This is a genomic window from Paraburkholderia sp. SIMBA_030, from assembly GCF_046535245.1.
Lineage (GTDB): Bacteria > Pseudomonadota > Gammaproteobacteria > Burkholderiales > Burkholderiaceae > Paraburkholderia.
The window spans coordinates 1-241 of the sequence record NZ_JAWRXB010001483.1 but is presented as its reverse complement, the minus strand read 5'-3'; the positions used below and the strand labels follow the sequence as shown (position 1 = coordinate 241).

The following is a 241-nucleotide window of genomic DNA, read 5'->3' as shown; positions in this document are numbered from 1 at the left end:
GCATGCCGCGCATGAAGGCCGCGCTACTCGGCGCGCGCGAAGTGGGCTTCACGGTGCTGTCGATCAGCGTCTCGCTGGTGGCCGTGTTCCTGCCGATTCTGCTGATGGGCGGCATCGTCGGACGCCTGTTCCGCGAATTCGCGCTGACGCTCTCGCTCGCCATCGCCGTCTCGCTCGCGGTCTCGCTCACGCTCACGCCGATGATGTGCTCGCGCCTGCTCGAAGAAGCGCACGAGAAGAA

1 protein-coding gene is annotated in these 241 nt (G+C 66.4%); it reads left to right on the top strand.

The annotated features are described in order from the left end of the window. Positions 1–241: efflux RND transporter permease subunit (locus SB772_RS44970; protein ID WP_410839148.1), on the top strand; the 241-nt coding region annotated here is incomplete at both ends.